The sequence below is a fragment of the Moraxella tarda genome (assembly GCF_035181405.1).
Taxonomy (GTDB): Bacteria; Pseudomonadota; Gammaproteobacteria; order Pseudomonadales; family Moraxellaceae; genus Moraxella.
Genome location: NZ_JAYGGV010000005.1, coordinates 1 through 25,953, shown reverse-complemented (window position 1 = coordinate 25,953; position 25,953 = coordinate 1). Strand labels below are relative to the sequence as shown.

The window sequence follows — 25,953 nt, the reverse complement described above, 5'->3', positions numbered from 1 at the left end:
TTTTCTAAATGACCAATCGGTCAGTCTTGGCTTGCCATACCCTAAGTTTTTCATAGTAAACTAAGACGATTGTGAGCAAGTATCTTTTAGAATAAACAAGGAGTTTTTTTATGATTTATCAATCAAACAGCATCACGGTTTCACGCCTTGATGACGGCATTGTCAAGTTCCATTTTGACAACCAAACCGAAAGTGTGAATAAATTTGACAAAACCACCAATGCCGAGTTTGAAAAGGCGATTTCGGCGGTTGAACAAGCAAGTGATGTCAAAGGTCTAGTCGTAACATCAGGCAAAAATGTATTTATCGCAGGGGCGGATATTACTGAATTTGTCGGCTATTTTAACCAAGATGAAAGTGAAATTGAACGCTGGATTGTTGAAATTAATCAAGTATTTAACCGTTTTGAAGATTTGCCATTTCCAAAAGTGTGTGCCATTAATGGGGCTGCGTTGGGCGGTGGCTGTGAGATGACCTTGGTCTGTGATTATCGTGTGATTAGCGATAACGCCACCATTGGCTTACCTGAAGTGAAGTTGGGTATTTTCCCTGGCTTTGGTGGTTCGGTGCGTGTGCCACGCTTAATCGGTATTGATAACGCCCTAGAAATCATCGCCACCGCCAACTCTTTAAAGCCAATGGACGCTTTAAAGCTAGGCTTGGTTGATGCGGTGGTAACGGCTGACAACCTAGAAAAATCAGCGATTGATTTGGTGAAAAAATGTATCAATGGTGAACTTGACTGGCAGGCTCGCCATGCAGAAAAAATCAACCCTGTTAAACTGTCAGAACTTGAACAAAAAATGGCGTTTAATTCCGCCAAAGGAGTGCTGTTTAGCAAAGCCAATCCAGCACAATACCCAGCCCCAAAAATCGCCCTAGACACCATTGAACAACACGTCAATCTACCACGAAATGAGGCGTTAAAAATTGAAGCCAAAGGCTTTGCAAAATCTGCCAAGACCCCACAGGCAACTGCATTGGTTGGTTTATTCTTAAACGACCAAGTGGTAAAAAAACTTGCCAAAACCCATAGCAAAAACGCCCACGATATCCAAAAATCTGCCGTATTGGGTGCAGGTATCATGGGCGGTGGTATCGCTTACCAATCAGCCGTTAAAGGCTTGCCGATTATCATGAAAGACATCAAGTCCGAACAGCTAGAATTGGGCATGAACGAGGCAAGCAAACTTTTATCAAAACAAGTTGAGCGTGGTAAACTGACCCCTGCCAAAATGGGCGAAATGCTAAGCCGTATCCAACCCACCTTGAACTATGGCGACTTTAAAGATGTGGATATCGTCATTGAGGCGGTGGTTGAAAATCCAAAAGTCAAACACAGTGTGTTACAAGAAGTTGAAGAATTGGTGAAAGATGATGCAATTATTGCATCAAATACTTCAACGATTTCAATCACTTATCTATCAAGTGTGCTAAAACGCCCAGAAAACTTTGTGGGTATGCATTTTTTTAACCCAGTCCATCGTATGCCACTTGTTGAAGTGATTCGTGGTGAAAAATCCAGCGAAAAAGCGATTGCTACCACCGTTGCCCTAGCCCAAAAAATGGGTAAAGTGCCTGTTGTGGTAAACGACTGCCCTGGCTTTTTGGTAAACCGTGTGCTATTCCCTTATTTTGGGGCATTTGACTTATTGTTAAAAGACGGTGCGGACTTTGTGCAAATTGACAAAACCATGGAAAAATTCGGCTGGCCAATGGGGCCTGCCTACCTAATTGATGTGGTCGGACTAGACACAGGCGTACATGGGGCAGAAGTCATGGCACAAGGATTCCCAGACCGTATGAAACCTGACTACAAAGGCAGTATCCAAGCTTTGTTTGAAGCCAATCGCTTGGGTCAAAAAAATGGCGTGGGCTTTTATAAATATGAAACGGATAAAAAAGGTAAACCTACCAAAAATACTGACCCTGCAACATTAGAGGTGTTAAAGTCAGTTGTCAGCGAGCCAAAAGGGTTTGATGACCAAGAAATCATTGACCGTATGATGTTGGCTTTATGCAACGAAACCGTACGATGCCTAGAAGACAATATCGTGGCAACCCCTAGTGAGGCGGATATGGCGATGATTATGGGGATTGGTTTCCCTGCGTTCCGTGGTGGGCCTTGCCGATATATTGACCAAATCGGTGTGGCAAATTATGTGGCATTGTGCGACAAATACGCCCATCTTGGCAAAGCGTACGAAGCCCCAAAAATGCTAAGAGAAATGGCAGAAAATGGCAATTCGTTTTATTGATGATGTAGATGATGTATTTAAAATGATTTTAAAATAAATTTAAGGAAAAACTATGACAACGCTTAACCCAACCGATGTCGTCATTGTGGACGGCGTACGCTCAGCAATGGGCAAATCTAAAAATGGTATGTTTCGCAATGTGCGTGCCGATAACCTTTCTGCCGAAGTGGTGCGTCAATTATTAAAACGCAACGAGTTTGATTTAAACCTTGTAGAAGATGTGATTTGGGGGGCGGTAAACCAAACGCTTGAACAAGGCTGGAATATTGCTCGCCACATTGGACTACTGGCTGGCATTCCCAAAAGTGCAGGCGGACAAACGGTTAATCGTCTGTGTGGCTCGTCCATGCAAGCCTTGCACACGGCGGCGGCTCAAATCATGACAAATCAAGGCGATGTGTTTATCATTGGTGGTGTGGAACATATGGGACATGTCAGCATGATGCACGGCGTGGATTTAAACCCAAAAGCAAGCAAACACTATGCCAAAGCGTCCAATATGATGGGTTTAACCGCTGAAATGCTTGGGCGTTTAAATGGCATTACTCGTGAAGAGCAAGATGAATTTGGCGTAAATTCACACAAAAAAGCATGGGACGCTACCGTAAATGGTCGCTTTGATAATGAGATTGTCGGCGTTGAAGGACACGACCAAGACGGTAATTTGCAACTTTGTACGGTTGATGAAGTTATCCGTGCTGATGCCAATTTGGACGCATTTAAAGCCTTAAAGCCTGTGTTTGACCCCAAAGGCGGTACCGTTACCGCAGGTACATCGTCCGCTTTGTCAGACGGTGCGTGTGCCATGCTATTGATGTCTGCCCAAAAAGCCCAAGATTTGGGTTTAAAGCCCCGTGCCAAAATCCGCTCTATGGCAATCGCAGGCTGTGATGCTGCCATTATGGGCTATGGACCTGTGCCAGCTACCCAAAAAGCGTTAAAGCGTGCAGGGTTAAGCATCAATGATATTCAGACCATTGAGCTAAACGAAGCCTTTGCCGCACAAGGCTTATCGGTATTAAAGGGCTTGGGGCTTTATGACAAGCAAGATATCGTAAATCATAATGGCGGTGCGATTGCACTGGGACACCCACTTGGCTGTTCTGGGGCGAGAATTACCACAACCTTACTTAATGTTATGGAACAACAAGATACCCAAATTGGGCTTGCTACTATGTGTATCGGCTTGGGTCAAGGGATTGCCACCGTGATTGAGCGTGTGTAATTTTATACTTAATAAAACTCAACAAGAAAGCCATCTGTGATAAAATGGCTTTCTTGTTTTTAAAATGTCAGTATGAAAGTCATTGCTACTGATACTGACTTTAATTATTTTTTGTCATTCATTAAGTCATTTTATCAGATTGTCAGCAATCAAGGCTTTGATGTTGCTACAAAATCTACATGATGTCCAAGCAGTCCGACAACGAGCGTTTTAATTGAGGAGAAGTTATGAAATTTAGTCATGCAATGTTGATTGCTACTATGGCGACGGCCGCTTTGTCAGCTCATGCCATGCTACCTACGCCAAGCGATGCACAAGCACAGCAAGCCAATGCCCATGCTGTCCCAAATATTGATACTAAGATGAACGCATTTTTGGTCAATACCGATGCATCTGGTCATGAGACGCTGCGACCTTTGACGACTGCTGACACTGTTGTTCGTGGTGATGTGGTAGAATATCAAGGGCTTTATACCAATCATGATACCAATCGTGTACGCAGCATGACGGTAACCGTAGATATTCCAGAGGGTGTAGAGTTGATAGGTGCTATTTCACCAAGCATTGGTAAAGCAAGCATTGATGGTAATCATTTTGTGAATATGCCTATTCGTACCAAGGTGAATGCAGAAATTCAGGAGTTGCCATTAAGTTATTATAAGGCATTGCGTTGGACGGTGGAGGACTTAGGTGTTGGGGGAACGGCATCTGTTAAATATCGTGTCCGTGTCAAATAGAGTATCGTGCTAAGACTCTTAATTAAAAAAGCCAAGCTGATACCAGTTTGGCTTTTTTGTATTTGATCTAAAATCACTTTAAATGTCATGAGAGGAGGTTTGGTTTTGATAAGAGCTTATCACGCCTTGTATTGTCAATGTAAGGTATCTATTCAATATTCAACAAAACAAGCAATCATCGCTTCTTTTTACCACCTTGTACGGCTTTAAAGCGTGGATTTGATTTGCAGATGACAAAAGTGCGACCACGACGACGGACAATTTGGCAGTCCTCATGACGGTTTTTGGCAGATTTTAAAGAGGATAGGACTTGCATGGTGTTGCTCCATTAAATAAATGTTATAACATAATAAAACTGGATTATACGCCCATTTTTTCAGATGTGCAAGTGCAAATTATTCCTAATAAAGATTTTGTCTCATCAATGCCTAAGCAGATGGGTGCATAGGTTGCATTAACGCATGAATGATGTCGTCTTTGGTTTTGAGTTTTTTGACGATTTGCCAAAGGCTTTCAGCTTCCGTATAACCCTTTGTCAGCATTCCAAGCCACTGCTTGTACCGCCCAACAAGTCCGCCTTGATTGTCGGTGTCGTCATGTAAAAAGGCGAGTTGATAAGGCACAAGCCCTTGCCAATCAAGCGTTGCTCCGTTGTGAATATTGGCAATCAAATCAGGACGAGTAACCGCACCACGCCCCAGCATTAAATGCGGTGTGGCGGATTGCTCGGCACAGCATTTGGCGTGGTCAGCGTTCCAAATCTCGCCATTGGCAATGATTGGCAGTCCAAGCTCAGTAAAGGGAGCGATTTTATCCCAATAGGCGGGCGGTTTGTAGCCATCTACTTTGGTGCGGGCGTGGACGGTTAGCCAGCTTGCATTTGCCGATTTGACTGCTTGTCCGATTTCGTACATCTTGGAGGTGTCGGTGTAGCCTAGACGGATTTTTGCCGATACTGGAATCTCGCTTGGCACGGCATTTCTGACCGAACTTATAATGGCGTACAAAATCTCTGGTTCTTCCAAAAGCACCGAACCACCTTTGTGGTTATTGACCGTTTTGGCAGGGCAACCAAAGTTTAAATCAATTGCACTTGCCCCAAGGTTTACCGCCGTCATCGCACTTTGGCTCATGGTCTCAGGATTGTTGCCAAGCAGTTGTACATGAATGGGAGTACCGCTTTTTGTTTTGCCGTCCGTCAATAACTCTGGCACAGACTTTAAAAAAGTGTGGGTGGGCAAAGGATAATGGGTAACACGAATAAACTCGCTGACCGCCCAGTCATAAGGTCGCCCCAAATCATAGGCGATTTGGGTCAAGATTTGTCGCATCAATGGGTCAGTCAAGCCCTCCATTGGGGCGAGCAGGCGGACAGGGCGATTAAATAGGTGATGAAAATCGGTCATGTGGTTGCTGTATGAATGGATTATTTATAAATCAACTTCTTGTCATCAAGTGCTAGGTTGGCAATCAAATCGCTGATGTGATGAATATCAAGTACTTCTTTGCTACGAGTACACGCCACATAGAGCAGGCGTAGCTCTTCAGGGCTAATTTTGATGCTGTGGCGACTTATATCATACAAAAAATCATCGCCAATTTGTACCCGATTCCACTCCAGACCCTTTGCTTTGTGGGCGGTGGAGACAACATAGTCGGCATGGCTTTGGGTGGTTAGGCTTTTGATGGCATTTGAAATGGTTTGAGAGCCGTGTTCCTCAATGAGCTTGACCCATGTTTTTAGGTCAGAGCCTTCGCCAGTTTCGCTAAATTCTTGCACCTCGCCCCAATGTTTAAAATACGCAAGCTCTGGCACACCATAGGCGGACTTGCCAGTTTTTAAGCTCTCGGCAGCATGACAAAAACGCAAAATGCGGTCGCTGTCGGCCTGTAAAGATACCTTGTGTCCAGCTTTAAGCCCTGACAGCAACTGGCTCATGGCGGTGGCATTTGTACGACAAAGAATGGCATCTTTTTTGCCATTGGCAAGCAGTTTTGCAATATGACTTGGTGTGGTAGGATTGCCCTTTAAGGGAGTTGTTTCTTGCAAAGCAGTCAAAAATACATTGGCAACTTTGGCAATATTCTCACCAAAACGAAAAGACTGTGTGAGCAGGGTTTGTGGATAAGGCAGTCGCTTCATGGCATTTAATGCCCCACGCCATTCATAAATCTGTTGATGAGCATCACCAACATAGATGGTTTGTTTGTCTTGACGGATTAATGCACCCATCATCAGGGGGTCTGCATCTTGGGCTTCATCAAATAAGATGAAGTCGGCAGGAATGATGGGGTCTGAAAGCGTCCAAAGTTTTAGATAAATGTCATGCCCAATGCCCGACTGGTGGCGAGGATCGATGGACTGAAGCCATCGTTGTTCCAAAGCTGGGTAAAGCATGGCTTGTAGCTGTTCGCTGTCTTTTTCGTCCAGCCACGAAGGTGGTGTGATGTGGCGTGGTGCAGGATAGCTACTTGATGTCTTACAAAAATTAGCCAAACTTTCTGAGATGATGTTGGCAAGTTTGGCAGGCGTGAGCAAAATGGGCTTTTTAATGCCATCAATATTCCGTTCAACTTGAATGGCAGACAAATTCAACTCATTGGCAAGCTTGGAGGGTGTTAGGCGTGGCAAGCTAATTTTAGCGGTAATATCACGATTGACATGACGAAAAGCAAGCGAATGAAAAGTTTGGCATCGCACATTTGATGGAAATTTGCCCTGTGCTTCATTGGCGATCGCTTTATTAAATGCCAAGTATAACCCACGCCCACGCATATTTTGGCTAATAAGTTTTAGGGTGGTGGTCTTGCCTGCTCCTGCATAGGCGACAATTTTAAACGATTGCCCTGTCATTGCCATTTGTAGGGCAGCATTCTGCTCGTCGGTGGGTGAGTGCATGGCGGTCTGGTTCATGGGCAAAGATAAGCAATAAAAAACAAATGATTATAACACAGTAGCACAGTTAGATGGCTGGTTTATGAGTCTTTGGCAGAGATTGATGGTTTTTTGACAAGCATTTTTGCCATCATCAGCCCAAATTCAAATAAAAGACACATGGGGATGGCAAGCATGAGCATACTTGCTCCATCGGGCGGTGTAACGATGGCGGCGATAAAAAAACAGCCAACAATGATATAACGGCGTTTGTCCGCCAATGCCTGTGGGCTGACAATCTGCATCAGCACAAGTAACAGTATCGCCACGGGAATTTCAAACATCACGCCAAAGACTGCAAACAGCTTGATGACAAAGTCCAAATAGCTTTGAATGTCGGTCATTGGCAGGACATTATCAGGGGCAAACATGACAAAAAACTTCAATGTAGGCACCAGTACGATGAAATAAGCAAACGCTACGCCTGCATAAAATAGTACAATGGCAGATAATAATAATGGTACAGCCATTTTTTTTTCATGCTTGTATAAAGCAGGCGAGATAAACCCCCAAATTTGAGCAATAATAAAAGGCATGACCAAAAATAATGCAACAAAAAAGGTCAGCTTGATGGGTGCAAGAAATCCTGATGCAACATCAGTGGCAATGAGGCTGGCTTCATTTGGTAGCAGAGCAACTAAGGGGGTGGAGATGAAATCATACAGCTTGCGACTAAATCCTACCAGTGCTAAAAATACCAAAACCACTGCCATAAGCATACGAATGAGCCGTGTGCGTAATTCGGTAAAATGTGCCATTAAAGGCATATCGGCATCGTTATGAGCTTGGTTGGTCATGGTGTCTTAGATGTTTGGGCGTAAGTATCGTGGGTATAAAGTAGAGGATCAGCTTGGTGATTTGGCAAAAATGGGGCAGTCGGCAGTCGGCGTTTTTTGTCATAATTGCCCAATAAAAACCAACGATTGACCATGGGAATGTTAAAAGCTGTTTCAAGTGTAGCGGTTGATTCACTTAGGCCCTCTGCGCTTTTGGTTGGATTGTTGCCTCTGTCATCGCCTTTGCTGTTGTCATCAATTGCACCATCATTTGAACTGGTGCGATCTGCTGTATTGTCAGTTAAATCATCATTTTTTAAATGATTGTCTTGCCAAGCATCCATGATGTGTTGTTTATTGGCATGAGCGGTGCGTTTGGTTTTATCAAGCGTGCGTTGAAGCTCTGCCATTTGAGCTTGGATTTTGGCTTCAGATTCTTTGATTTTAGTAAGCTCATTTTTTAGCTCTTCTTGAACTTCCAAAAGTTGTAACTCGCTGACAAACTCACTTTGTAGGCGTGCCGACATACGACGAATTTTAGCATACCATTTGCCCAAGGTGCGTGCCGCAATGGGTAATTTTTCAGGGCCTAACACGATGAGTGCGATGATGCCAAACAGCATGAATTCAAAAAAACCAAGATTTAGCAAGACAGTGCCTTATTAACCAATGAATTAAAGTTCGGTTTTGTTGGTTTTTATTTCTTTGATTTGAGCAACAAGGGTTTGATTGTCGCTTTCGGCCAGTTGTGGTTTATCTTCTTCTTTGACTGCTTCTTTAAAGCCCTTGACTGCAGAGCCTAGGTCTTTGCCAGCATTTTTTAGCTTAGAAGTGCCAAAAATGACCACCACCACCACCAATAAAATCAGCCAATGCGTGATAGAAAAACTGCCCATGATTTATCCTTATTGATTGTTAGATGAGTTAGATAAAAAATCATTAAAATGTTTTAAAGATAGTCTATCACAAAACTTTAATAAAGTGATGACAAAGATCATAAAAAGCACGATGCTCAGCTTTTTATTGTGCGTGCATTTTTCTCATCAATGCCAGAAAGTCCAAAGCGTCTGCCAAGCTCATCTAGCACATCTTGGCTTGATAAACCCAGATGCGACAATGCTACAAGGCTATGAAACCATACATCTGCCACCTCATAAACCATGTCCGCTTTTTGTTTATTGTCGTTTTTGTTAAGACTTTTGGCAAGTTGCAACTCTTTGGCAGCAATGATGGCCTCAATTGTCTCTTCACCTACTTTTTCTAATATTTTGTTGAGTCCTTTGTGGTGAAGACTTGCGACATATGAGCTGTCTTTGTCGGCGGTTTTGCGTTCATTTAGAATTTTATCCAGCTGGCCAAGCACATTGGTAGGCACATTGGTAGCATTGTGGCTTTGTATCAAGCTGTCATGGTTATGATGGGTCTTGCCATAAATTTCATCAGGGTTTTTAATGACCCCTTCAACGACCTCCCAAGTCAGACTTGCCATATTTAGTCGTTGATAAAAACAGCTTGTCCTTCCTGTATGACAGGCAATGTTACCAATTTGCGTGATGATGAGTGTGATGGTATCGGCATCGCAGTCAGTGCGGATTTCGTGGACGATTTGCGTGTGCCCACTTGATTCGCCTTTGTGCCATAGCTTGCCACGAGAACGACTAAAATACACGCCTGTGCCAGTCTGGGCTGTCAGTTCTAACGCCTCACGGTTTTGCCATGCCATCATGAGTATTTGCCCTGTTTGGCGGTCTTGGGCGATGGCGGGAATTAATCCATCATCGTTGAATTTTAGGGCGTCTAGCCAATTTGACATGAAATAAACCTTAGCTTTTTTTAATTTTTAATCATCTAAAAATTATCTAAATTAAATAAACACTATTAATCTTATTGCATTAATTGTCTTTGTATTGTAACGCCAAATAAGCATCAAGTAAAGACATCTGTATGCTTGCAAGGTGGATTTGTTTTTGTTATAATGAACGCCCCACCTTCAGTCCATCTTTGTTCATAACAAAGAAAGTGGCAAAAAGGTTTGTCAAGTCGCAAGGCTTATGATTAACAAAGAGGTTATTATGAAACTTAAAACCAAGCGTGGTGCTGCAAAGCGTTTCAAAAAAACAGCAAATGGCTTTAAGCGTAAACAAGCTTATAAACGCCACATTTTGACCAAAAAATCTCCTAAGCGTATCCGCCAGTTGCGTGGTTGCGTCATGGTTCATGTAGCTGATGTTCCATCAATCCGCCGTATGTGTCCATATCTATAAATCTTTCATAGATATTTTTTAAATTTTAGGAGAATAAAATGGCTCGTGTAAAACGTGGTGTACAGGCTAATCGCCGTCATAAAAAAGTTCTAGCCCGTGCAAAAGGCTACTATGGTGCACGCTCTCGTGTGTATCGTGTTGCAGTACAAGCGGTAATGAAAGCTGGTCAATATGCATATAGAGACCGTCGTAACAAAAAACGCTCATTCCGCCGTTTGTGGATTGCTCGTATTAATGCTGGTGCACGCCTAAATGGTCTGTCTTATAGCCGTCTGATTAATGGTTTGAAAAAATCAAACATTGATATTGACCGCCGTATCCTAGCAGACATCGCCATGCACGATGCAGTAGCATTTACTGCCATCTGTGAAAAAGCAAAATCAGCTTTGGCATAATTTAGCTTTTTGCTAAATGACAAAATCTAAAACCGCAATGCGTTTTCGTGTTGCGGTTTTATTGCAATTATCATGTGCCAAATTGTTAATTATAATGAATCGCTTATTTACATTTTAAAGTGAATTATTTACAATAAGTCGTTTATTTTTCTATTATTTTCTGATAAAACTTTAGCAAGTTGCCTTTTATGACTACAATACCTACCCTAAACCAGCCTCTATCCGAACTCAACGAGCAGGATTTTGCTAATTTTGCTGATTTGGCCTGCAAGTTGATTGATGATGCACAAAATGAAACTCAGTTACAAGAACTGAAAGTCGCCCTACAAGGAAAAAAAAGCGAGATAACTGTCCTATCTAAGCAAATGGGTGGGTTGGATGCTGATGGTAAAAAGACCTACGGGGCGTATTTGCATGAGCTACGCACTCGTCTTAGCAAGGCTTTTGATGAGCGTGGGGCGTTTTTGGCGTTTTTGGCATTGAATGAAAAACTGGCCAGTGAGCAAGTCGATATTAGCTTGCCAGCTCGTGGCGTGGCGACAGGTAGCCTACATCCGATTACGCACATCACGCAGCGTATGAAGCAGTTTTTTACTCAAGCGGGATTTAGCGTGGCGACAGGCCCTGAGGTTGAAAGTGATTATTATAACTTTGAAGCCTTAAATATCCCTGACCATCACCCTGCACGGGCAATGCACGACACCTTTTATTTTGATGCACATTACCTTTTGCGAACGCATACCAGTGGTGTACAAATTCGCACGATGGAAAGTAGTGAGCCGCCGCTTCGCATCATTTGCCCAGGTCGTGTGTATCGCTGCGATAGCGATCAGACACATTCGCCAATGTTTCATCAAATGGAAGGCTTGATGATTTCTAAGTCATCAAATTTTGCCGAACTAAAAGGCATTATTCATGAGTTTTTGAATGCCTTTTTTGGCAAGGAGATGACGGTGCGTTTTCGCCCTTCTTTTTTCCCATTTACCGAGCCATCAGCCGAGGTGGATATTTTATCGGATAACGGAAAGTGGCTAGAGGTATTGGGTTGCGGTATGGTGCATCCGCAAGTACTACGCAATTGCGGCATCAACCCTGATGAATACACAGGCTTTGCTTTTGGTATGGGCATTGAAAGATTTGCCATGCTGTATTATGGCATCAGTGATTTACGACTGTTTTTCCAAAATGATTTGCGGTTTTTAAAACAGTTTGCTTAAATTGTGGTTTGAAGCGATTGGTTCAAATGAATAAAAAAATAAAAGAGTGTTGATGATTGTATGAAAATTAGTGAAAATTGGCTAAGACAATGGGTAAACCCTGCTAATATATCGGCAGAGCTTGGTGAACAGCTTACGATGGCAGGGCTCGAATTAGATGGTGCAGATACAGTTGCTCCTGCGTTTAGTGGTGTCGTTGTAGGAGAGGTGGTTGATTGTCAGCAACACCCAGATGCTGATCGTTTGCGTGTTACTCGTGTGAATGTTGGTGAGCCAGAACTTTTGCAAATCGTCTGTGGTGCACCTAATGTCCGTACAGGGCTAAAAGTTGCTGTCGCAAAAGTCGGTGCCGTGTTGCCACCTATTGATGGCAAACCTTTTAATATTAAAAAAGGCAAGCTGCGTGGTGTAGAATCGCAAGGTATGTTGTGCGGAGCGTCTGAAATTGGGCTAGAAAATGAGATTGATGGGCTGTTAGAATTGCCATCTGACGCACCGATTGGTAAGGATATTCGTGATTATTTGGGGCTTGATGCGGTGATTTTTGATGTCTCCATCACACCAAATCGTGGCGACTGTTTTAGTGCATTGGGTTTGGCTCGTGAAATCAGCGTGATTAACCGTTTATCGCTCAATCGCCCAGAAATTTACCAAATCACACCAACACTTGGCATTAAGCCTGATGTCAAAGTACTAAATGATGATGCTTGTCCCCGCTATTTGGCACAGTATGTTGGTGCCATTGACCGTACGGTTGCCAGCCCAAAATGGTTAACTGAGTATTTGACGGCATCAGGTGTTCGCTCGCATAATTTTTTGGTTGATGTTACCAACTTTATCTTGCTTGAGCTGGGTCAGCCACTGCACGCTTTTGATGCAGATAAAATTGTCGGTGATATCGTAGTGCGTACTGCACATCAAGGCGAACAAGTTGAGCTACTGAATGAACAGACCATCACGCTGACAGGCGATGAGTTGGTGATTGCTGATGAGATGGGTGTGCTTGCACTTGCTGGTATTATGGGTGGGTTGCGTTCGGCAGTAACAGACGAAACGACAAATATAGTGCTAGAATCTGCCCATTTTCATCAGCTTGCCATCGCTGCTAGAGCCAGACGCTTTGGTTTGCATACAGATGCCAGTCAGCGATTTGAACGAGGGGTAGATTTTGAGTTGCCATTGACTGCTCTAAATCGTGCCACTGCCTTGATTCATGACATCGCAGGTGGACAAGTCGGCCAAATCAGCACGGTTGAAAATGTTGCCAAACTGCCCAAGCGTGAGCCAATTACCCTATCATTTGCTAAGATCGAACAGCTTTTAGGGATCAGTTTGCCTGCTGATGAAGTGGTGGATATTTTAACTCGTCTTGAAATCAAGACCACATTTGATGGTCAACAACTTACCTGCTTGCCACCAAGTCACCGTTTTGACATCAATATCCCTGAGGATTTGGTTGAAGAAATTGCGCGTATTTATGGTTATCATAATATTGCTGCTTGCTTGCCAAATTTTGCTGTAGACATGAGTTATGATAATACAGCAGACTTAACTCATGAGCTTAAATTAACTTTGGCAAATTCAGGTTATTTTGAGGCGGTGAGTTTTAGTTTTAGCGATGCTAAGGTTGAGGCGTTGTTTGATGATGAGCAATTGGGTGCGGCATTACCACTGGCCAATCCAATTTCATCAGAGCTTGCGGTAATGCGCCGCACACTATTATCAAGCCTACTGCCTGTGGTGTCTTATAATTTAAAACGCCAGCAGTCTCGTGTACGCTTGTTTGAAACTGGACTTTCTTTTGTGGGTCAAGACATTGCAAATCTGGTACAGACACCAAGTCTTGCTATCGTAGCAACAGGACTGTTTGCTGATGAGAGTATTTATGATAAGCGTGCGATGGACTTTTTTGATTTCAAAAGAGATGTTGAAAGTTTATTGCCACAGCGTTTAAATAAGTCATGTATGAGTTATGAGCCAGCAGACTTGTCATTCTTGCATCCTGGTCAAAGTGCGTATTTGTTGGTAGATGGCGTGCGTGTGGGTTGGTTTGGTCAGTTACACCCGAGCATTTCTAAATCGCTTGATTTGCCAGTAGTTTGGGTGGGTCAATTTTCTATTGAGACTTTGTTGGGTTTATGGCGTACCAGTCAAGCTGTTAATGCACCGAGCAAATTTCCAAGCGTGCGTCGTGATTTGGCATTTTTGGTAGATAAATCGGTGCGATGGCAAGACTTGATGAATGATATTCGTCATTCTGCTGGCAAATATTTGACAGATTTGTGGCTATTTGATGTGTATCAAGGCGACCGTCTGCCAGAAGGAAAAAAATCACTCGCTTTTGCCATGTTGTTTCAAAGTGTTGATGCGACCCTTGAAGATGAGGTGATCAAATCTGCGATGGATAAGGTTGCTAAGACTTTGACCAATAAGCATGGTGCACAGCTTCGAGATAGCTAATAATTTATGCTAAATTATTGATTAATAAGGAAAAATCATGAGTGCATTAACCAAGGCTGATATGATTAACCGCCTAACCATTCGCTTACGCATCACTCGCCAAGATGCACGCAAGATTGTGGATAAATTTTTTGAGCAAATCAGCCAAAGTTTGGCTGAGGGCAAAGAAGTAAAAATTTCTGGTTTTGGTAATTTTGAATTAAAAGATAAAAAATCTCGACCAGGACGCAATCCAAAAACAGGCGAGAGCATACCTGTTAAGGCACGCCGTGTGGTAACTTTTAAAGCAGGGCAAAAGTTTCGTAATCGTGTTGAGATGCAAAATCAAGGTGAATCAACTTAGTGCTGGGCGTTTATTTTAATGCTTTGGCTTGAAAAGAAAAAGCTGCTTTGTTATAATATGAGTTCATTTTTCTTTCCCACCTAAGTGGGCTAATAGATAAAATATGGTGCGTTGTGCCAAAGTTGGTTGGTGATGGCGTGGCTATGTTCGGCTGTAATGGCAAAAGTTGCCAAGGCAGTATGTATTAGTGCTTAGGTTTATTGGACGATTATTATGCGTAAAGATATTCACCCAGATTACAAAGAAGTACTGTTTCATGACACCAATGCTGATGTGTACTTCCTAACCCGCTCAACTGTTGCTACTAAAGCGACTCGTGAGTACGAAGGCAAAGAATACCCATACTACCCACTTGATATTTCAAGTGCATCGCACCCATTTTACACTGGCGAACAGCGTAAAGCTGCCAATGAAGGCCGTGTTGCTAGCTTCAATAAGCGTTTTGGTGCATTTGCAAGTCGTGGCAAAAAAGCCTAAGTCTTACCATCTAAAAAAGACCGTCCTATTTGGGCGGTTTTTTTTATTTCTTTTGATGTTTTGGTTTACCAATCTTTAAAATAATACACAACTGAGCAAAGCATCTAAGTAGAACTTAAAAAATTACTTAACAAACAGATGACGAATGGGGCGTGTCATGATAGACTATGATGGTTTGTGAATGACTATTTTGATATTAAGTTTTTGATGTCAAGTTTTTTGGGGTGAGTATGGACAATAATGTTTGGATAATCATTGCAATAATCGCTATTATTGTGGGGTTGTTTTTGTTGGGACCTGTGTTTTTGCGTGCAGTTCAAGGTAAAAACAAGTCAAAGACTGATGGCGATGTAAATCACAAAAACGGCTTGCCGATTACACCGAGAAATGAACGAACTCACCTTGTTGTTGATTCTACACCCACACAAAGTGAGAGCGATGTGCCAGATGCGTTGTCTAATATGGCAGCAGTGGCTGTGTCATCGCCTGTGGTGAGTGAGCGTCCTCAGGCTGATGGTATGTCAGATACGGTAGGCACAACCAATGCAGAATCAACGATCAGCTCGGTAATCTCAGCCGATATTCCAACTATTCCAACGCACGAAGAGAGTGAGCCATTGCGTGAGCTGAATCATTCATTTGAGCAAAATTCACCATTGCTTGATAAACATTTGAGCAATCAAGAGGTCTTTGATCAGGATAACAGCCCATTGTTAAATGCCCAAGATACCATCACGGTGATGATTACGCCTCACAACCAATTTGCAGGACTGTCAGGCAAAACAGTGCTAAATATCGTGCGAGATTATGGTCTAAAATATGGCGTCATGAATATGTTTCATCGCTATGAGCATGATAATGGTATGGGTGATTTGTGGTTTAGTATGCTTGGGGCAAGCGATGAGGGAGTGCAACCATTTGATTTAAATGAACTGGCTGAGAGTAAGTTTCATAGCTTGCTATTATTCTTGTCATTGCCACATCCGCACGCTCTGCGTGGCTTTGATAGCATGGTGTCGGTGGCACAGATGATCGCTGATGATTTGGGTGCCAGTTTGTATGATGAGAATGGTTATCCGCTTGATGAGACTCAGTTTGCCAAAATGCGTGCCATTGCTGCTGACTATCAATAATGATTGTTAGCTTTCAAACCGTCTGTTCAAGGCGGTTTTTTGTCTTAGTTAAAATTTAAAAAAATAGCGAATGTACCATGACTGATTTATTTAGTTTTGACGATAAAATGCGTGAGCAACAATCTGCACTTAGCCAAATGCGTCTGCTCATTGATGCCCTTAAAAAACACAATCATGCCTACTATGTGCTTGACAATCCCACCATCTGTGATGGTGAATATGACAGCCTAAAACAAAGATTGGCTGCTTTGGAGGGTGAATATGTGCACCTAAAACAGCCTGATAGTCCCACGGATAAAGTGGGAGATAAGCCACTGCCTGCTTTTACGCAGGTCATGCATGACATTGCCATGCTGTCCTTGGGCAATGTATTTAGTTTTGAAGAATTATCCGCTTTTGTCAAGCGAATTAATGATCGTTTGGACACAAAAAACCAAAATCCAGAATTTGAAATGGAGTTAAAACTAGATGGCTTGGCGGTATCTTTAAAATATGTGAACGGCATATTTTATCAGGCGATTACTCGTGGCGATGGCCGAGTGGGAGAAGATATCACGCATAATGTGCGTACCATTCGCAATTTGCCACTTGTTTTGCCAAGCTGTAAGGACATTGCCTTGCTCGAAGTTCGTGGTGAGGTACTGATGCCTAAGGCGGGTTTTGAAAAACTAAACCGAGACAGTGCCCAGCGTGGTGATAGAGTCTTTGCCAATCCTAGAAATGCCGCTGCAGGCAGTCTGCGACAGCTAAACGCTGCCATTGCGGCGGCTCGTCCATTGGCATTTTTTGGGTATTCGGTGAATCAGGGTTTGCCAGATCATATCACAACCCAAAGTGGCTCGCTGGAATATCTGACCATGCTTGGTTTTGAAACAGCGCCATTTGCTACCTCTGCCACTCCAAAAGGTGTACAGGATTTTTATGATGGCATCGCCAAGACTCGTGCTGATTTGCCTTTTGAAATTGATGGCGTGGTGGTCAAGGTTAATTCACTTGCCTTGCAAAATGATTTGGGTTTTTTAAGTCGTGAGCCTCGCTGGGCAACTGCCTATAAATTTACCGCCGAAAGTGCTGTTACTCGTCTTGTGGCGGTAGAGTGGCAAGTTGGGCGTACAGGTCAATTGACGCCTGTGGGAAAACTCGAACCTATCAATGTCGGCGGCGTGACGGTGAGCAATGTTACCTTACATAATTTTGGTGAAATTGAACGGCTTGGTTTGATGGCTGGTGATATGGTTAGCGTCCATCGAGCAGGCGATGTCATTCCAAAGTTGTCTGGTGTTTTGACTGAGCTGCGAGATGATACGGCCAGCCCCATTGATTTGCCAAAGACTTGCCCTGTATGCAACTCCAAGGTGGTACTGCCAGAAGGTGAGGCATTGGCTCGTTGTACAGGTGGCTTGTATTGTTCTGCACAATCAAAAGAGGCACTTGTGCATTTTGTGTCGCGTCGAGCAATGGATATTGATGGACTAGGAGAGCAGTGGTTGATTAAATTTTTTGAGATGAAATTGGTGTGTACAGTGGCAGATATTTACATCTTAAAAGACCATCAAGACCACTTGATGACGCTAGAGGGTTTGGGGGAAAAGTCGGTTAATAATATGCTTTATGCCATTGAAAAGTCCAAAAACACTACCTTGCCACGCTTTATTTTTGCACTTGGTATTCGTGGTGTGGGCGAGACAACCGCCTTGAATTTGGCTCAGCATTTTGATGATTTTGAGGTCGTGAGAAAGGCAACGATTGAGCAGCTGTTAAATGTGCCAGATGTTGGTGAGATTACCGCCCAAAACATCATTGAGTTTTTTCAAAGTGAGCATAATGCCAAGGTGATTGACCAGTTATTATCAGCGGGTATCTCATGGCAGTCGGCTGGGGTGCAGTCGGTAAATGCACCGCTAAATGGGCAAACTTGGGTGGTCACTGGTACGCTGTCTGTCATGGGGCGTGATGAGGCAAAAGCACATTTGCAGGCACTTGGAGCAAAAGTTTCAGGCTCGGTATCTGCCAAGACAAGTGCCCTGCTGGCTGGTGAAAAAGCAGGCTCAAAATTGAATAAAGCAGAGCAGCTTGGCATCAAAATTGTCCAAGAAAATGAATTTTTGACATTACTGAGCGAAAATGACCGCTTATCATTGGTGTGAATCATTCTAAAAATTTGGGCTAAACATAAATTTGAACCTAAAAAATCGCCATAGAGCCATAGAATAACTAAGTTACAAAACCAAGTTACAATAAAAAAATATTTTTATCATCAAAGGGAAAATTTACAAGATGACAATCATCATCAAAAACAAAGGTAATTTGTTGTCCATGTTTGGGTTGTTCATTGGTTGTATTTTATTTGGTCTTGGCAGTTTGATTGTTGCCCATGTTGATGGCGTGGGTGCTTTTGCGATGGCATTTTGGCGATTACTTATCTCTGCCATCATTTTCTTGGTGCTTGCTAAGTTTTTTCAACAAAAATTTCCAACCAACAAAAAAGCAAAGATACTGGCAGGTCTATCTGGGGCGGCACTGGCAATAGATTTATCGTTATGGCATGAAAGCATTTATGCGGTCGGACCAGGAATCTCAACACTGCTCAACAGCTTGCAAATTTTCTTTTTGGCATTAATCGCCTTTGCGTGGTTTGGTGAAAAACAGTCTAAAATACAGCTGCTAAGTCTTGTGCTTGCCATGATTGGTGTGGCCATGATTGCCAGTCCTGAATTCGTGCGTAATGTTACGGCACCATGGGGTTTTATTTCAGGTGTTGCGTCTGGGGCATTTTTGGCATTATCAATGGTGTTTGTCAGATGTACGCATGAAGTGACCAAAGTTGAGATTTTCCCAATGATGACACTGGTGGGTGTCGGTGGTGCATTGGCATTATTACCCATGATGCTGATATGGAATTGGGGGCAAATAATACCAGCGACAATGAGTGAGTGGGGCTGGATTGTGGTCTATGGGGCGATCATGCAGTGCTTGGCATGGGGGCTGATTGCTTATTCAATTCCAAAATTAGCACTGTCTTTGACGGGGCTGTTGCTACTTACTGAGCCTGTGGCGGCACTTTTGATTGATTATTTTTGGTTACAAAAAGTAATTGATGGCATGCAGTGGGGTGGAGCACTGCTTGTGATGTTTGCCATTTATCTAGGCTCTTTGGGCGTAAAAAAATAGTGCGATTGCCTTGCTAAATCAAAAAAGATTGGCATACCCAATCTTTTTTGATTTATTATCTGCCCAATAACCAATCAATTTTATTTGTTTGGGCGAATTTCAATCGGTAATACCAAACCCTCACCGAACTTATCAGCAAATACATATTCGTGTTGGTCTGCGATGACATTGGCTTTGGTATGAACGATAAGTTTGATGTTTGCACCATCAGTTAATTCATGGCTGATGTAGGTGTCTTCTAATTGGTCAAGTAATTTGCCCAAGGCTTCGGGAGCTGCCATGCTGACGACAATGCTGTGCTGAGCTTTGGCAGGACTGATGCCATAGGTAGAGGCATAGTTTTTGACGGCCGTGCTATCAATGGCAATTGGATATTGATAATCGGCTAATGTTGCTTGTGTGGCCTTGGTGTCAATGAATGACCAATCAATTTGGATTTTGCCATCGGTGGTAATTATGGGTTTGGCCTCTGGTATGTCATCGCTAGACGATGTTACCAGTTCTTTGTCGTGCAGGTCTTGCTCTTGGGTTTGTTCGGTGCCACCTGTTTTTGATTGTTTTGGTACGATTGACTCTGATTGAGTGCAGGCGACAACCAAGCAGACAAATGCAAGAACGATGAAAGAATTTTTCATAAAAACCTTAAATGTAACTTAAATTTTAAAAAAGTAAATACCGCCTATTTTGGCTTAATTTTGTGTGTAAACCTAATAAAAAAACAAAAATACAATCATCAAGATTAAAAGCCAGTGATTGCCCAAAATTTGCCCATCTTGTTTGTAGCATTCATGCAATTAACGCAAATCTGTCTTAAATCCTCGTTTTTTGTCCATCTGCCAATCTCGTTCTTTTAAGGTGGCACGCTTATCATGTAATTTTTTACCTTTGGCTAAAGCGATTTCACATTTGACACGCGATGCTTTCCAATAGCAGGATAATGGCACAACCGCATAGCCTTTTTGATTGATTAAGCCAAACAATTTATCAATCTCTCGGCGATTAAGGAGTAGCTTTCTGGTGCGAATGTTATCGGGGTTAATGTGTGTAGAGCTGGTAAGTAGTGGCTGAATGTGTGCACCGAATAAGAATGCTTCGCCATTTTTAAAAATCACATAAGATTCTGTGATGGTCATTTTGCCTGCACGAATGGATTTGACTTCCCAGCCTTCTAATGCAATGCCAGCCTCGAAGGTCTCTTCAATAAAGTATTCGTGTCTTGCTTTTTTATTGGCACAAATTTGATTACTTGGTTTTTTTGCCATGTTCATGTCCTGATATTTTTTAAATTGACCGCTATTATAGCAAAATATCATCGTCTATAAAGTAGTGTGTTTGTTATATTGTCAGTTGTTAAAAAACCTGACAAATCAGTTTGCTTTTAAAGTGGATACTTGATACCATGAATAAGATTTTTTTTGAACAATAATCAAACCAAAAGGAGAGTATCATGCTCAATAGTGCGCCAACCATTGAAACCCTGCTAAATCATCGCTCAGTGCGTAAATACACAGGCGAGCCAATTTCTGAGCAAATGTTGGTGGCAATCTTGGAGGCAGGGCGTGCGGTTTCAACTTCTAGTTTTTTACAGGCATCAAGCATCATTCGCATTAAAGATACTGCCAAGCGTACTGCCTTACGCCAGATTTCATGCGATATGAGCGAAGAAGAATATCATCAAGCCTTGGCTGATGGCAAGCGTTTGGGGCATGGCTATGTAGAGTCTTGTGCTGAATACTTGGTGTTTTGTATGGATGCAAAACGCCACAATCAGCTTGCTGATGTGCAGACAGATTGGACGGAAGTTACGCTGATTGGTGCAATTGATGCGGCTTTGATGGCACAAAATGTACTCTCTGCTGCTGAGAGCTTGGGGTTGGGCGGTGTGTTCATCGGATCGTTGCGTAATGACATTGAGCGAGCAGGCGAGGTTTTGGGATTGCCTGAGCATGTTGTGCCTTTGTTCGGTTTGTGCTTGGGACACCCTGATTGGGAGTCTAAAATTAATCAATCACAGCGTCCACGCTTACCGCTTGATGTGTTGGTCTCAACTGATACTTATCAAGTGGCCAGCGATGAAAAGCTATCTGCTTATAATGAGCAAGTAAAAGAATACTATAATGGCCGTGGGTTGGATTTGGATTGGGCTACACAAATTGCCACGACTTTTGGTGGCAAGGTGCGTCCATTCATGCTTGAATATTTACAAAAACAAGGTTTTTCTAAGCGTTGATTGTGCCAATCTCTCACCACAAAGCCCTTTGCTGTTATGTAAAGGGCTTTACAATATATTCATCAATACATTATAATATCATGGTGTAAAAATACCAAGCCAAACCTAGTCGGGGTGCTGTCACTGACGGCTGAGATGATACCCGTGAACCTGTCAGTTAATGCTGTCGTAGGAAACTAATCATGCCTTTCTTTTTTAACCTTTTTTCATTCAATCTTTTGCCTGAGTTGTACTGACATGCCGTGCGTCAGTATTGAGGGCTTGTCACTAACCTTTGACAGGCAACAAATTTTTCAGGATTTTAACTTTATCTTAACCCAAGGGCATTTTACCAGTTTGTTGGGTGCATCTGGTGTGGGCAAGTCAACTTTGCTTCGGGTCATTGCAGGGCTTGAGACCAGTTTTGATGGGACCATGAGCATGGCTCATGGTACGATTTTGGCGTATATGGCTCAGCAGGACGCATTGTATCCGTGGTTGTCAGTACTGGATAATGTGCAGTTATATGCACATTTGTCTGGCAAAAAGTCCGCCCAAATACAAGATAAAGCATTGTATTTATTGCATGAAGTTAAGATGACCAACCATCTGCACAAGCGGCCTTATGAATTGTCAGGCGGTCAGCGTCAGCGTGTGGCTTTGGCTCGTACACTGATGAGTGATGCCAATTTGGTGCTGATGGATGAGCCATTTTCAGCACTTGATGCGATAACTCGCCATGAATTACAGACTTTGTCGCATCATCTTTTAAAAGATAAGACTGTTTTACTTATTACGCACGACCCCCAAGAGGCCATTCGTCTTAGTGATGATATCTATATATTAAAACATCAACCTGCAACCATTGTGGCAAAAATTAGTCCCAATTCACGCCCTATTAGAGGCCTAGATGATGTGGAATTTGCTCAGTTACACACGCAGCTTTTGAGCGAATTGTCAGGGAGTGTTTTATGAAGTGGCTAAAAACCCCAGTTGTCTTATCATTGCTGCTTTTATTTTGGCAGTTGGTTGTAATGATTGGTGATTTGCCACACTATATTTTGCCGGGCCCTAAGCTTGTTTTTTGGTCTTTTTTGGAAAATTATGCCCTCATTTGGCAACACGCTAAAATCACACTGGTTGAAATTTTACTTGGCTTGGGTATTGGTGTATTGATGGGCGTCGTCTCAGCATTGATTTTGAGTAGCTCTAAAAAAATTTCATCTGTGTTATTGCCAATACTCGTCATCTCTCAAGCGATTCCTGTGTTTGCCATCGCACCTTTACTGGTACTGTGGTTTGGTTATGGCATTGCTTCTAAAATTGTCATGACGGTGTTGATTATTTATTTTCCTGTTACGGCAGGGTGCTTTGATGGGCTGCGTCAGACTCCCAAAACTTGGCTTGATATTGCCAAGACCTACCACATTACGCCCATGCAGATATTATTTAAGGTAAAGCTACCTGCGGCCCTGCCTGCTTTGACATCTGGGCTGAGAATTGCCATTTGTATTGCACCCATCGGCGCAGTCGTGGGGGAGTGGGTAGGTTCATCACAAGGGCTTGGATATCTTATGCTTCATGCTAATGCCAGAATGCAAGTAGATTTGATGTTTGTTGCGTTATTTGTACTGCTGGTTATTGCCCTTATCCTATATTTTCTAGGCGATTATTTTTTAAAACGCTTGGCTCCTTGGGTGGCGCATATTCACTAAAATTAAACCGTTGATTCAAATGATGATTGATAAGGATTATGTATGAAAACATCAAAACTTATGGGTGTGCTTATTATTTTGGCTTCCGTCATTTTGATGGCGTGTTCACCAAAGCCAAACGACGATACTAAAACCGAAACCCAAAAGGTCTCTTTACTGCTTGATTGGTTTGTCAATCCCAATCATGCTGCCATCATCATTGCTCAGCAACAAGGCTATTTTGCTAAGCAGGGACTCAATGTTGAAATCATCGAGCCTGCCGATCCATCTATGCCACCAAAGCTGGTTGCCTCGGGGCAAGCGGATATTGCGGTGGATTATCAGCCGCAGTTACAGCAGCAAGTTGCTGAAGGTTTGCCATTGGTGCGAATTGGCACGCTGATTGACACCCCATTAAACAGCTTGGTGGTACTAAAAGACAGCAATATCACAAAATTAGAAGATCTAAAAGGCAAGAAAATTGGCTATTCTGTGAGTGGTTTTGAAGACTTACTTTTAAAAACCATGCTAAAATCCGCCAACTTGACAGCAGATGATGTGCAAATGGTGAATGTAAATTGGTCGCTATCGCCATCGTTACTTAGTGGTTTGGTTGATGGGGTGATTGGTTCATTGCGTAATTTTGAATTGAATCAATTAAAAATAGAAAAGCGTGAAGGGATGGCATTTTATCCAGAAGAGCATGGTGTACCAGCCTATGATGAGTTGATTTTTGTTGCTCATCATGAACACATTCAAGAGGATAAAATGGCTCGCTTTATGACCGCCATTCAGCAGGCGACAGATTTTATTAAGGCCGATCCAGATGGTGCATGGAAAGTATTTATCTCCTACAAGCCAAGTGAGCTAGACAATGAGTTAAATCGTATGGCGTGGGTTGATACTCTGCCACATTTGGCAAAAAACCCAAAAGCACTTGATGAGTTGCGTTATGAAAATATGGCATCATTCATGCAAGAACAAAACTTTGTCAAAACTTTACCAAATGTCAGTGAATATGCAATCGAGTTGCCTTGATGTAACAAAACCAATCTGGAAAATAAAAAAACACGCCTATTTATGGTGTGTTTTTTATTTGCAGAGTAGTAAAACATGGCAATCATGAGAAATGAGTTTAAAATTTTGCAAAAATTTGATAGCATATACATATGATGATAGATGAATTGTAATAAAGCTAATGACTGCATACCTCCCAAAAAAAGCCTTGTACCCTGGTACTTTTGATCCTATTACCAACGGCCATATTGATTTGGTTAATCGTACTTTGCGATTGTTTGATGAGGTTATTATTGCTGTGGCATTCGCTCATCATAAAAAACCGCTATTTAGTTTTGATGAGCGAGTGATGATGGTTGAATCGGTATTTAAAAACAATCCAAAGGTGTCAGTGGTTGGTTTTGAAGGTCTTTTGGTGGACTTTGCCAAAGAGCAGAATGTTCAAGCGGTCATTCGTGGCTTGCGTGCAGTCAGCGATTTTGAATATGAGTTTGGTTTGGCGAATATGAACCGAAGTCTTGATGAGAATTTTGAAGCTGTTTTTTTAACACCATCGCAGGAATATTCATTTGTCTCATCAACTTTGGTGCGTGAAGTAGCAAGGTTGGGTGGTGATGTATCTAAGTTTGTACCGCGTACTGTCATGACGAGCTTTATTAATAAATTTACGGTCAAATAATATGGCGCTAAAAATTACCGAAGAATGTATTAATTGTGATGTTTGTGAGCCAGTTTGTCCAAATGAAGCGATTTCAGCAGGTAACGACATTTATGTGATCAACCCAAGTCTTTGTACCGAATGTGTGGGGCATTTTGATGTTCCGCAGTGTGTGGAGATTTGCCCTGTTGATTGCATTCCAAAAGACTTAAATTACGATGAGAGTGAGGCGACTTTGTTGGCAAAATTTCATAGAATCGCCAAGCAATGACTTTATTTTTCTAAATTCTATGCTATAATGACCTCTTGGCAAACCAGACAATCGCTGTTTTTTATTTGTTTATCAAATCAAAAAAGAGAGGAAAGTCCGGGCTACATAGGGCAGGGTGCTAGCTAACAGCTAGGGGGTGAAAGCCTACGACCAGTGCAACAGAGAGTAGACCGCCTATATTTTAGTATATAATATATGGGTAAGGGTGAAAGGGTGTGGTAAGAGCGCACCGCATGACTGGTAACAGTTCATGGCATGGTAAACTCCACTCGTAGCAAGACCAAATAGGTGTCCAACGAGCGGCCCGCTTGGGACACGGGTAGGTTGCTTGAGCGTATCAGTGATGATACGCCTAGATGAATGATTGTCCACGACAGAACCCGGCTTATCGGTTTGCCTTTTTTTAAAAAAAATGCAAAATTATCATTGACAACAAATAAAATTGTCTATATAATTTGGCACCTGTTGTAATGGCGATGTAGCTCAGCTGGTTAGAGCGCACGACTCATAATCGTGAGGTCAAGAGTTCAAGTCTCTTCATCGCCACCAGATATAATTAATTAAATTTTTGTTTAAAACACTTGACTTAATATAATTATATTGTATAATTGCTACAAAACCAACCCAGTTTTTTTAAACCTATTTAACTATTAGTTATTAATTTTAATATTTTATTTAATTACTTTTAAAAATTAAAAAAATAACCAGTTAAA

27 protein-coding genes, 1 tRNA gene, 1 other RNA gene and 1 riboswitch are annotated in these 25,953 nt (G+C 42.4%); of the genes, 20 read left to right on the top strand and 9 right to left on the bottom strand.

The features are described 5' to 3' along the window. Positions 1 to 110: 110 nt before the first annotated feature. The 3 genes from fadB to U9670_RS07150 all read left to right on the top strand — a co-directional run bounded on the left by fadB (position 111) and on the right by U9670_RS07150 (position 4,220). Positions 111 to 2,258 (top strand): fatty acid oxidation complex subunit alpha FadB, encoded by a 2,148-nt coding sequence (fadB, locus tag U9670_RS07160; RefSeq protein WP_323842278.1) that lies wholly within the window; start codon positions 111 to 113, stop codon positions 2,256 to 2,258. 52 nt (positions 2,259 to 2,310) lie between these two features. After that, entirely contained in the window at positions 2,311 to 3,483 is a 1,173-nt protein-coding gene (fadA, locus tag U9670_RS07155) for an acetyl-CoA C-acyltransferase FadA (protein WP_323842279.1), read from the top strand. A gap of 227 nt (positions 3,484 to 3,710) precedes the next feature. Continuing rightward, complete coding sequence (locus tag U9670_RS07150) at positions 3,711 to 4,220, top strand: hypothetical protein (protein WP_323842280.1); 510 nt, start codon at positions 3,711 to 3,713, stop codon at positions 4,218 to 4,220. A 175-nt stretch (positions 4,221 to 4,395) separates the two neighbouring features. Here the strand turns inward: U9670_RS07150 and ykgO are convergent, their stop codons facing one another. The 7 genes from ykgO to hisIE form a co-directional block, all read right to left on the bottom strand. After that, positions 4,396 to 4,536, bottom strand: coding sequence for a type B 50S ribosomal protein L36 (gene ykgO / locus U9670_RS07145; RefSeq protein WP_323842281.1), 141 nt, complete (start codon positions 4,534 to 4,536; stop codon positions 4,396 to 4,398). A gap of 112 nt (positions 4,537 to 4,648) precedes the next feature. Further along, positions 4,649 to 5,626, bottom strand: a complete 978-nt coding sequence (locus U9670_RS07140) for a tRNA dihydrouridine synthase (RefSeq protein ID WP_323842282.1) — start codon at positions 5,624 to 5,626, stop codon at positions 4,649 to 4,651. Between the two features lie 20 nt (positions 5,627 to 5,646). Continuing rightward, positions 5,647 to 7,134 (bottom strand): UvrD-helicase domain-containing protein, encoded by a 1,488-nt coding sequence (locus U9670_RS07135; protein ID WP_323842642.1) that lies wholly within the window; start codon positions 7,132 to 7,134, stop codon positions 5,647 to 5,649. A gap of 62 nt (positions 7,135 to 7,196) precedes the next feature. Further along, positions 7,197 to 7,952, bottom strand: a complete 756-nt coding sequence (gene tatC / locus U9670_RS07130; protein WP_323842284.1) for a twin-arginine translocase subunit TatC — start codon at positions 7,950 to 7,952, stop codon at positions 7,197 to 7,199. Beyond that, positions 7,949 to 8,581 (bottom strand): Sec-independent protein translocase protein TatB, encoded by a 633-nt coding sequence (gene tatB, locus U9670_RS07125; protein WP_323842285.1) that lies wholly within the window; start codon positions 8,579 to 8,581, stop codon positions 7,949 to 7,951. Before tatB ends, tatC begins: the two co-directional genes overlap by 4 nt. A gap of 24 nt (positions 8,582 to 8,605) precedes the next feature. Then, on the bottom strand, positions 8,606 to 8,827 hold the full coding sequence (gene tatA, locus U9670_RS07120; protein WP_323842286.1) for a Sec-independent protein translocase subunit TatA: 222 nt from the start codon (positions 8,825 to 8,827) through the stop codon (positions 8,606 to 8,608). A 116-nt stretch (positions 8,828 to 8,943) separates the two neighbouring features. Beyond that, positions 8,944 to 9,744: a bifunctional phosphoribosyl-AMP cyclohydrolase/phosphoribosyl-ATP diphosphatase HisIE gene (hisIE, locus tag U9670_RS07115; RefSeq protein ID WP_323842287.1), complete on the bottom strand. Its 801-nt coding sequence runs from the start codon at positions 9,742 to 9,744 to the stop codon at positions 8,944 to 8,946. A gap of 256 nt (positions 9,745 to 10,000) precedes the next feature. On the opposite strand from hisIE, the gene rpmI reads away from it, so the two are divergent. The 9 genes from rpmI (at position 10,001) to U9670_RS07070 (ending at position 19,391) form a co-directional block, all read left to right on the top strand. After that, positions 10,001 to 10,195: a 50S ribosomal protein L35 gene (rpmI, locus tag U9670_RS07110; RefSeq protein WP_323842308.1), complete on the top strand. Its 195-nt coding sequence runs from the start codon at positions 10,001 to 10,003 to the stop codon at positions 10,193 to 10,195. A gap of 38 nt (positions 10,196 to 10,233) precedes the next feature. Continuing rightward, positions 10,234 to 10,590, top strand: coding sequence for a 50S ribosomal protein L20 (gene rplT / locus U9670_RS07105; protein WP_323842288.1), 357 nt, complete (start codon positions 10,234 to 10,236; stop codon positions 10,588 to 10,590). A gap of 188 nt (positions 10,591 to 10,778) precedes the next feature. Next, positions 10,779 to 11,807, top strand: coding sequence for a phenylalanine--tRNA ligase subunit alpha (gene pheS, locus U9670_RS07100; RefSeq protein ID WP_323842289.1), 1,029 nt, complete (start codon positions 10,779 to 10,781; stop codon positions 11,805 to 11,807). 60 nt (positions 11,808 to 11,867) lie between these two features. Further along, entirely contained in the window at positions 11,868 to 14,267 is a 2,400-nt protein-coding gene (pheT, locus tag U9670_RS07095; protein ID WP_323842290.1) for a phenylalanine--tRNA ligase subunit beta, read from the top strand. A 37-nt stretch (positions 14,268 to 14,304) separates the two neighbouring features. Then, a complete protein-coding gene (locus U9670_RS07090) occupies positions 14,305 to 14,610 on the top strand; it encodes an integration host factor subunit alpha (protein ID WP_323842291.1) in 306 nt (101 codons plus the stop codon). A gap of 213 nt (positions 14,611 to 14,823) precedes the next feature. Continuing rightward, positions 14,824 to 15,087: a type B 50S ribosomal protein L31 gene (locus tag U9670_RS07085; RefSeq protein WP_323842292.1), complete on the top strand. Its 264-nt coding sequence runs from the start codon at positions 14,824 to 14,826 to the stop codon at positions 15,085 to 15,087. 230 nt (positions 15,088 to 15,317) lie between these two features. After that, positions 15,318 to 16,220 (top strand): cell division protein ZipA C-terminal FtsZ-binding domain-containing protein, encoded by a 903-nt coding sequence (locus U9670_RS07080; RefSeq protein ID WP_323842293.1) that lies wholly within the window; start codon positions 15,318 to 15,320, stop codon positions 16,218 to 16,220. Between the two features lie 77 nt (positions 16,221 to 16,297). After that, a complete protein-coding gene (ligA, locus tag U9670_RS07075; protein ID WP_323842294.1) occupies positions 16,298 to 18,367 on the top strand; it encodes an NAD-dependent DNA ligase LigA in 2,070 nt (689 codons plus the stop codon). Between the two features lie 130 nt (positions 18,368 to 18,497). After that, positions 18,498 to 19,391 (top strand): DMT family transporter, encoded by an 894-nt coding sequence (locus U9670_RS07070; protein ID WP_323842295.1) that lies wholly within the window; start codon positions 18,498 to 18,500, stop codon positions 19,389 to 19,391. A gap of 80 nt (positions 19,392 to 19,471) precedes the next feature. Here U9670_RS07070 and U9670_RS07065 read toward each other — a convergent pair whose 3' ends face one another. Both U9670_RS07065 and smpB read right to left on the bottom strand, forming a co-directional pair. After that, positions 19,472 to 20,026 (bottom strand): hypothetical protein, encoded by a 555-nt coding sequence (locus U9670_RS07065; RefSeq protein ID WP_323842296.1) that lies wholly within the window; start codon positions 20,024 to 20,026, stop codon positions 19,472 to 19,474. 159 nt (positions 20,027 to 20,185) lie between these two features. Continuing rightward, positions 20,186 to 20,653, bottom strand: a complete 468-nt coding sequence (gene smpB, locus U9670_RS07060; protein ID WP_323842297.1) for an SsrA-binding protein SmpB — start codon at positions 20,651 to 20,653, stop codon at positions 20,186 to 20,188. Positions 20,654 to 20,838: 185 nt separating this feature from the next. On the opposite strand from smpB, the gene nfsA reads away from it, so the two are divergent. From nfsA to U9670_RS07020, 8 genes are all read left to right on the top strand, one after another. After that, positions 20,839 to 21,621 (top strand): oxygen-insensitive NADPH nitroreductase, encoded by a 783-nt coding sequence (nfsA, locus tag U9670_RS07055; RefSeq protein ID WP_323842298.1) that lies wholly within the window; start codon positions 20,839 to 20,841, stop codon positions 21,619 to 21,621. A gap of 100 nt (positions 21,622 to 21,721) precedes the next feature. Continuing rightward, a riboswitch (TPP riboswitch) is annotated at positions 21,722 to 21,813 on the top strand. Positions 21,814 to 21,858: 45 nt separating this feature from the next. Beyond that, on the top strand, positions 21,859 to 22,575 hold the full coding sequence (locus U9670_RS07050) for an ABC transporter ATP-binding protein (protein WP_323842299.1): 717 nt from the start codon (positions 21,859 to 21,861) through the stop codon (positions 22,573 to 22,575). Continuing rightward, entirely contained in the window at positions 22,572 to 23,315 is a 744-nt protein-coding gene (locus tag U9670_RS07045; RefSeq protein ID WP_323842300.1) for an ABC transporter permease, read from the top strand. The genes U9670_RS07050 and U9670_RS07045 overlap by 4 nt, the downstream gene beginning before the upstream one ends. Positions 23,316 to 23,357: 42 nt before the next feature. Continuing rightward, positions 23,358 to 24,332, top strand: a complete 975-nt coding sequence (locus U9670_RS07040; RefSeq protein WP_323842301.1) for an ABC transporter substrate-binding protein — start codon at positions 23,358 to 23,360, stop codon at positions 24,330 to 24,332. 160 nt (positions 24,333 to 24,492) lie between these two features. Next, positions 24,493 to 24,990, top strand: a complete 498-nt coding sequence (gene coaD, locus U9670_RS07035; protein ID WP_323842302.1) for a pantetheine-phosphate adenylyltransferase — start codon at positions 24,493 to 24,495, stop codon at positions 24,988 to 24,990. A 1-nt stretch (position 24,991) separates the two neighbouring features. Continuing rightward, positions 24,992 to 25,240: a YfhL family 4Fe-4S dicluster ferredoxin gene (locus U9670_RS07030; RefSeq protein ID WP_323842303.1), complete on the top strand. Its 249-nt coding sequence runs from the start codon at positions 24,992 to 24,994 to the stop codon at positions 25,238 to 25,240. A gap of 35 nt (positions 25,241 to 25,275) precedes the next feature. Continuing rightward, positions 25,276 to 25,644, top strand: an RNA gene (gene rnpB, locus U9670_RS07025) — RNase P RNA component class A. Positions 25,645 to 25,712: 68 nt separating this feature from the next. Then, a tRNA-Met gene (locus tag U9670_RS07020) sits at positions 25,713 to 25,789 on the top strand. Positions 25,790 to 25,953: the final 164 nt, after the last annotated feature.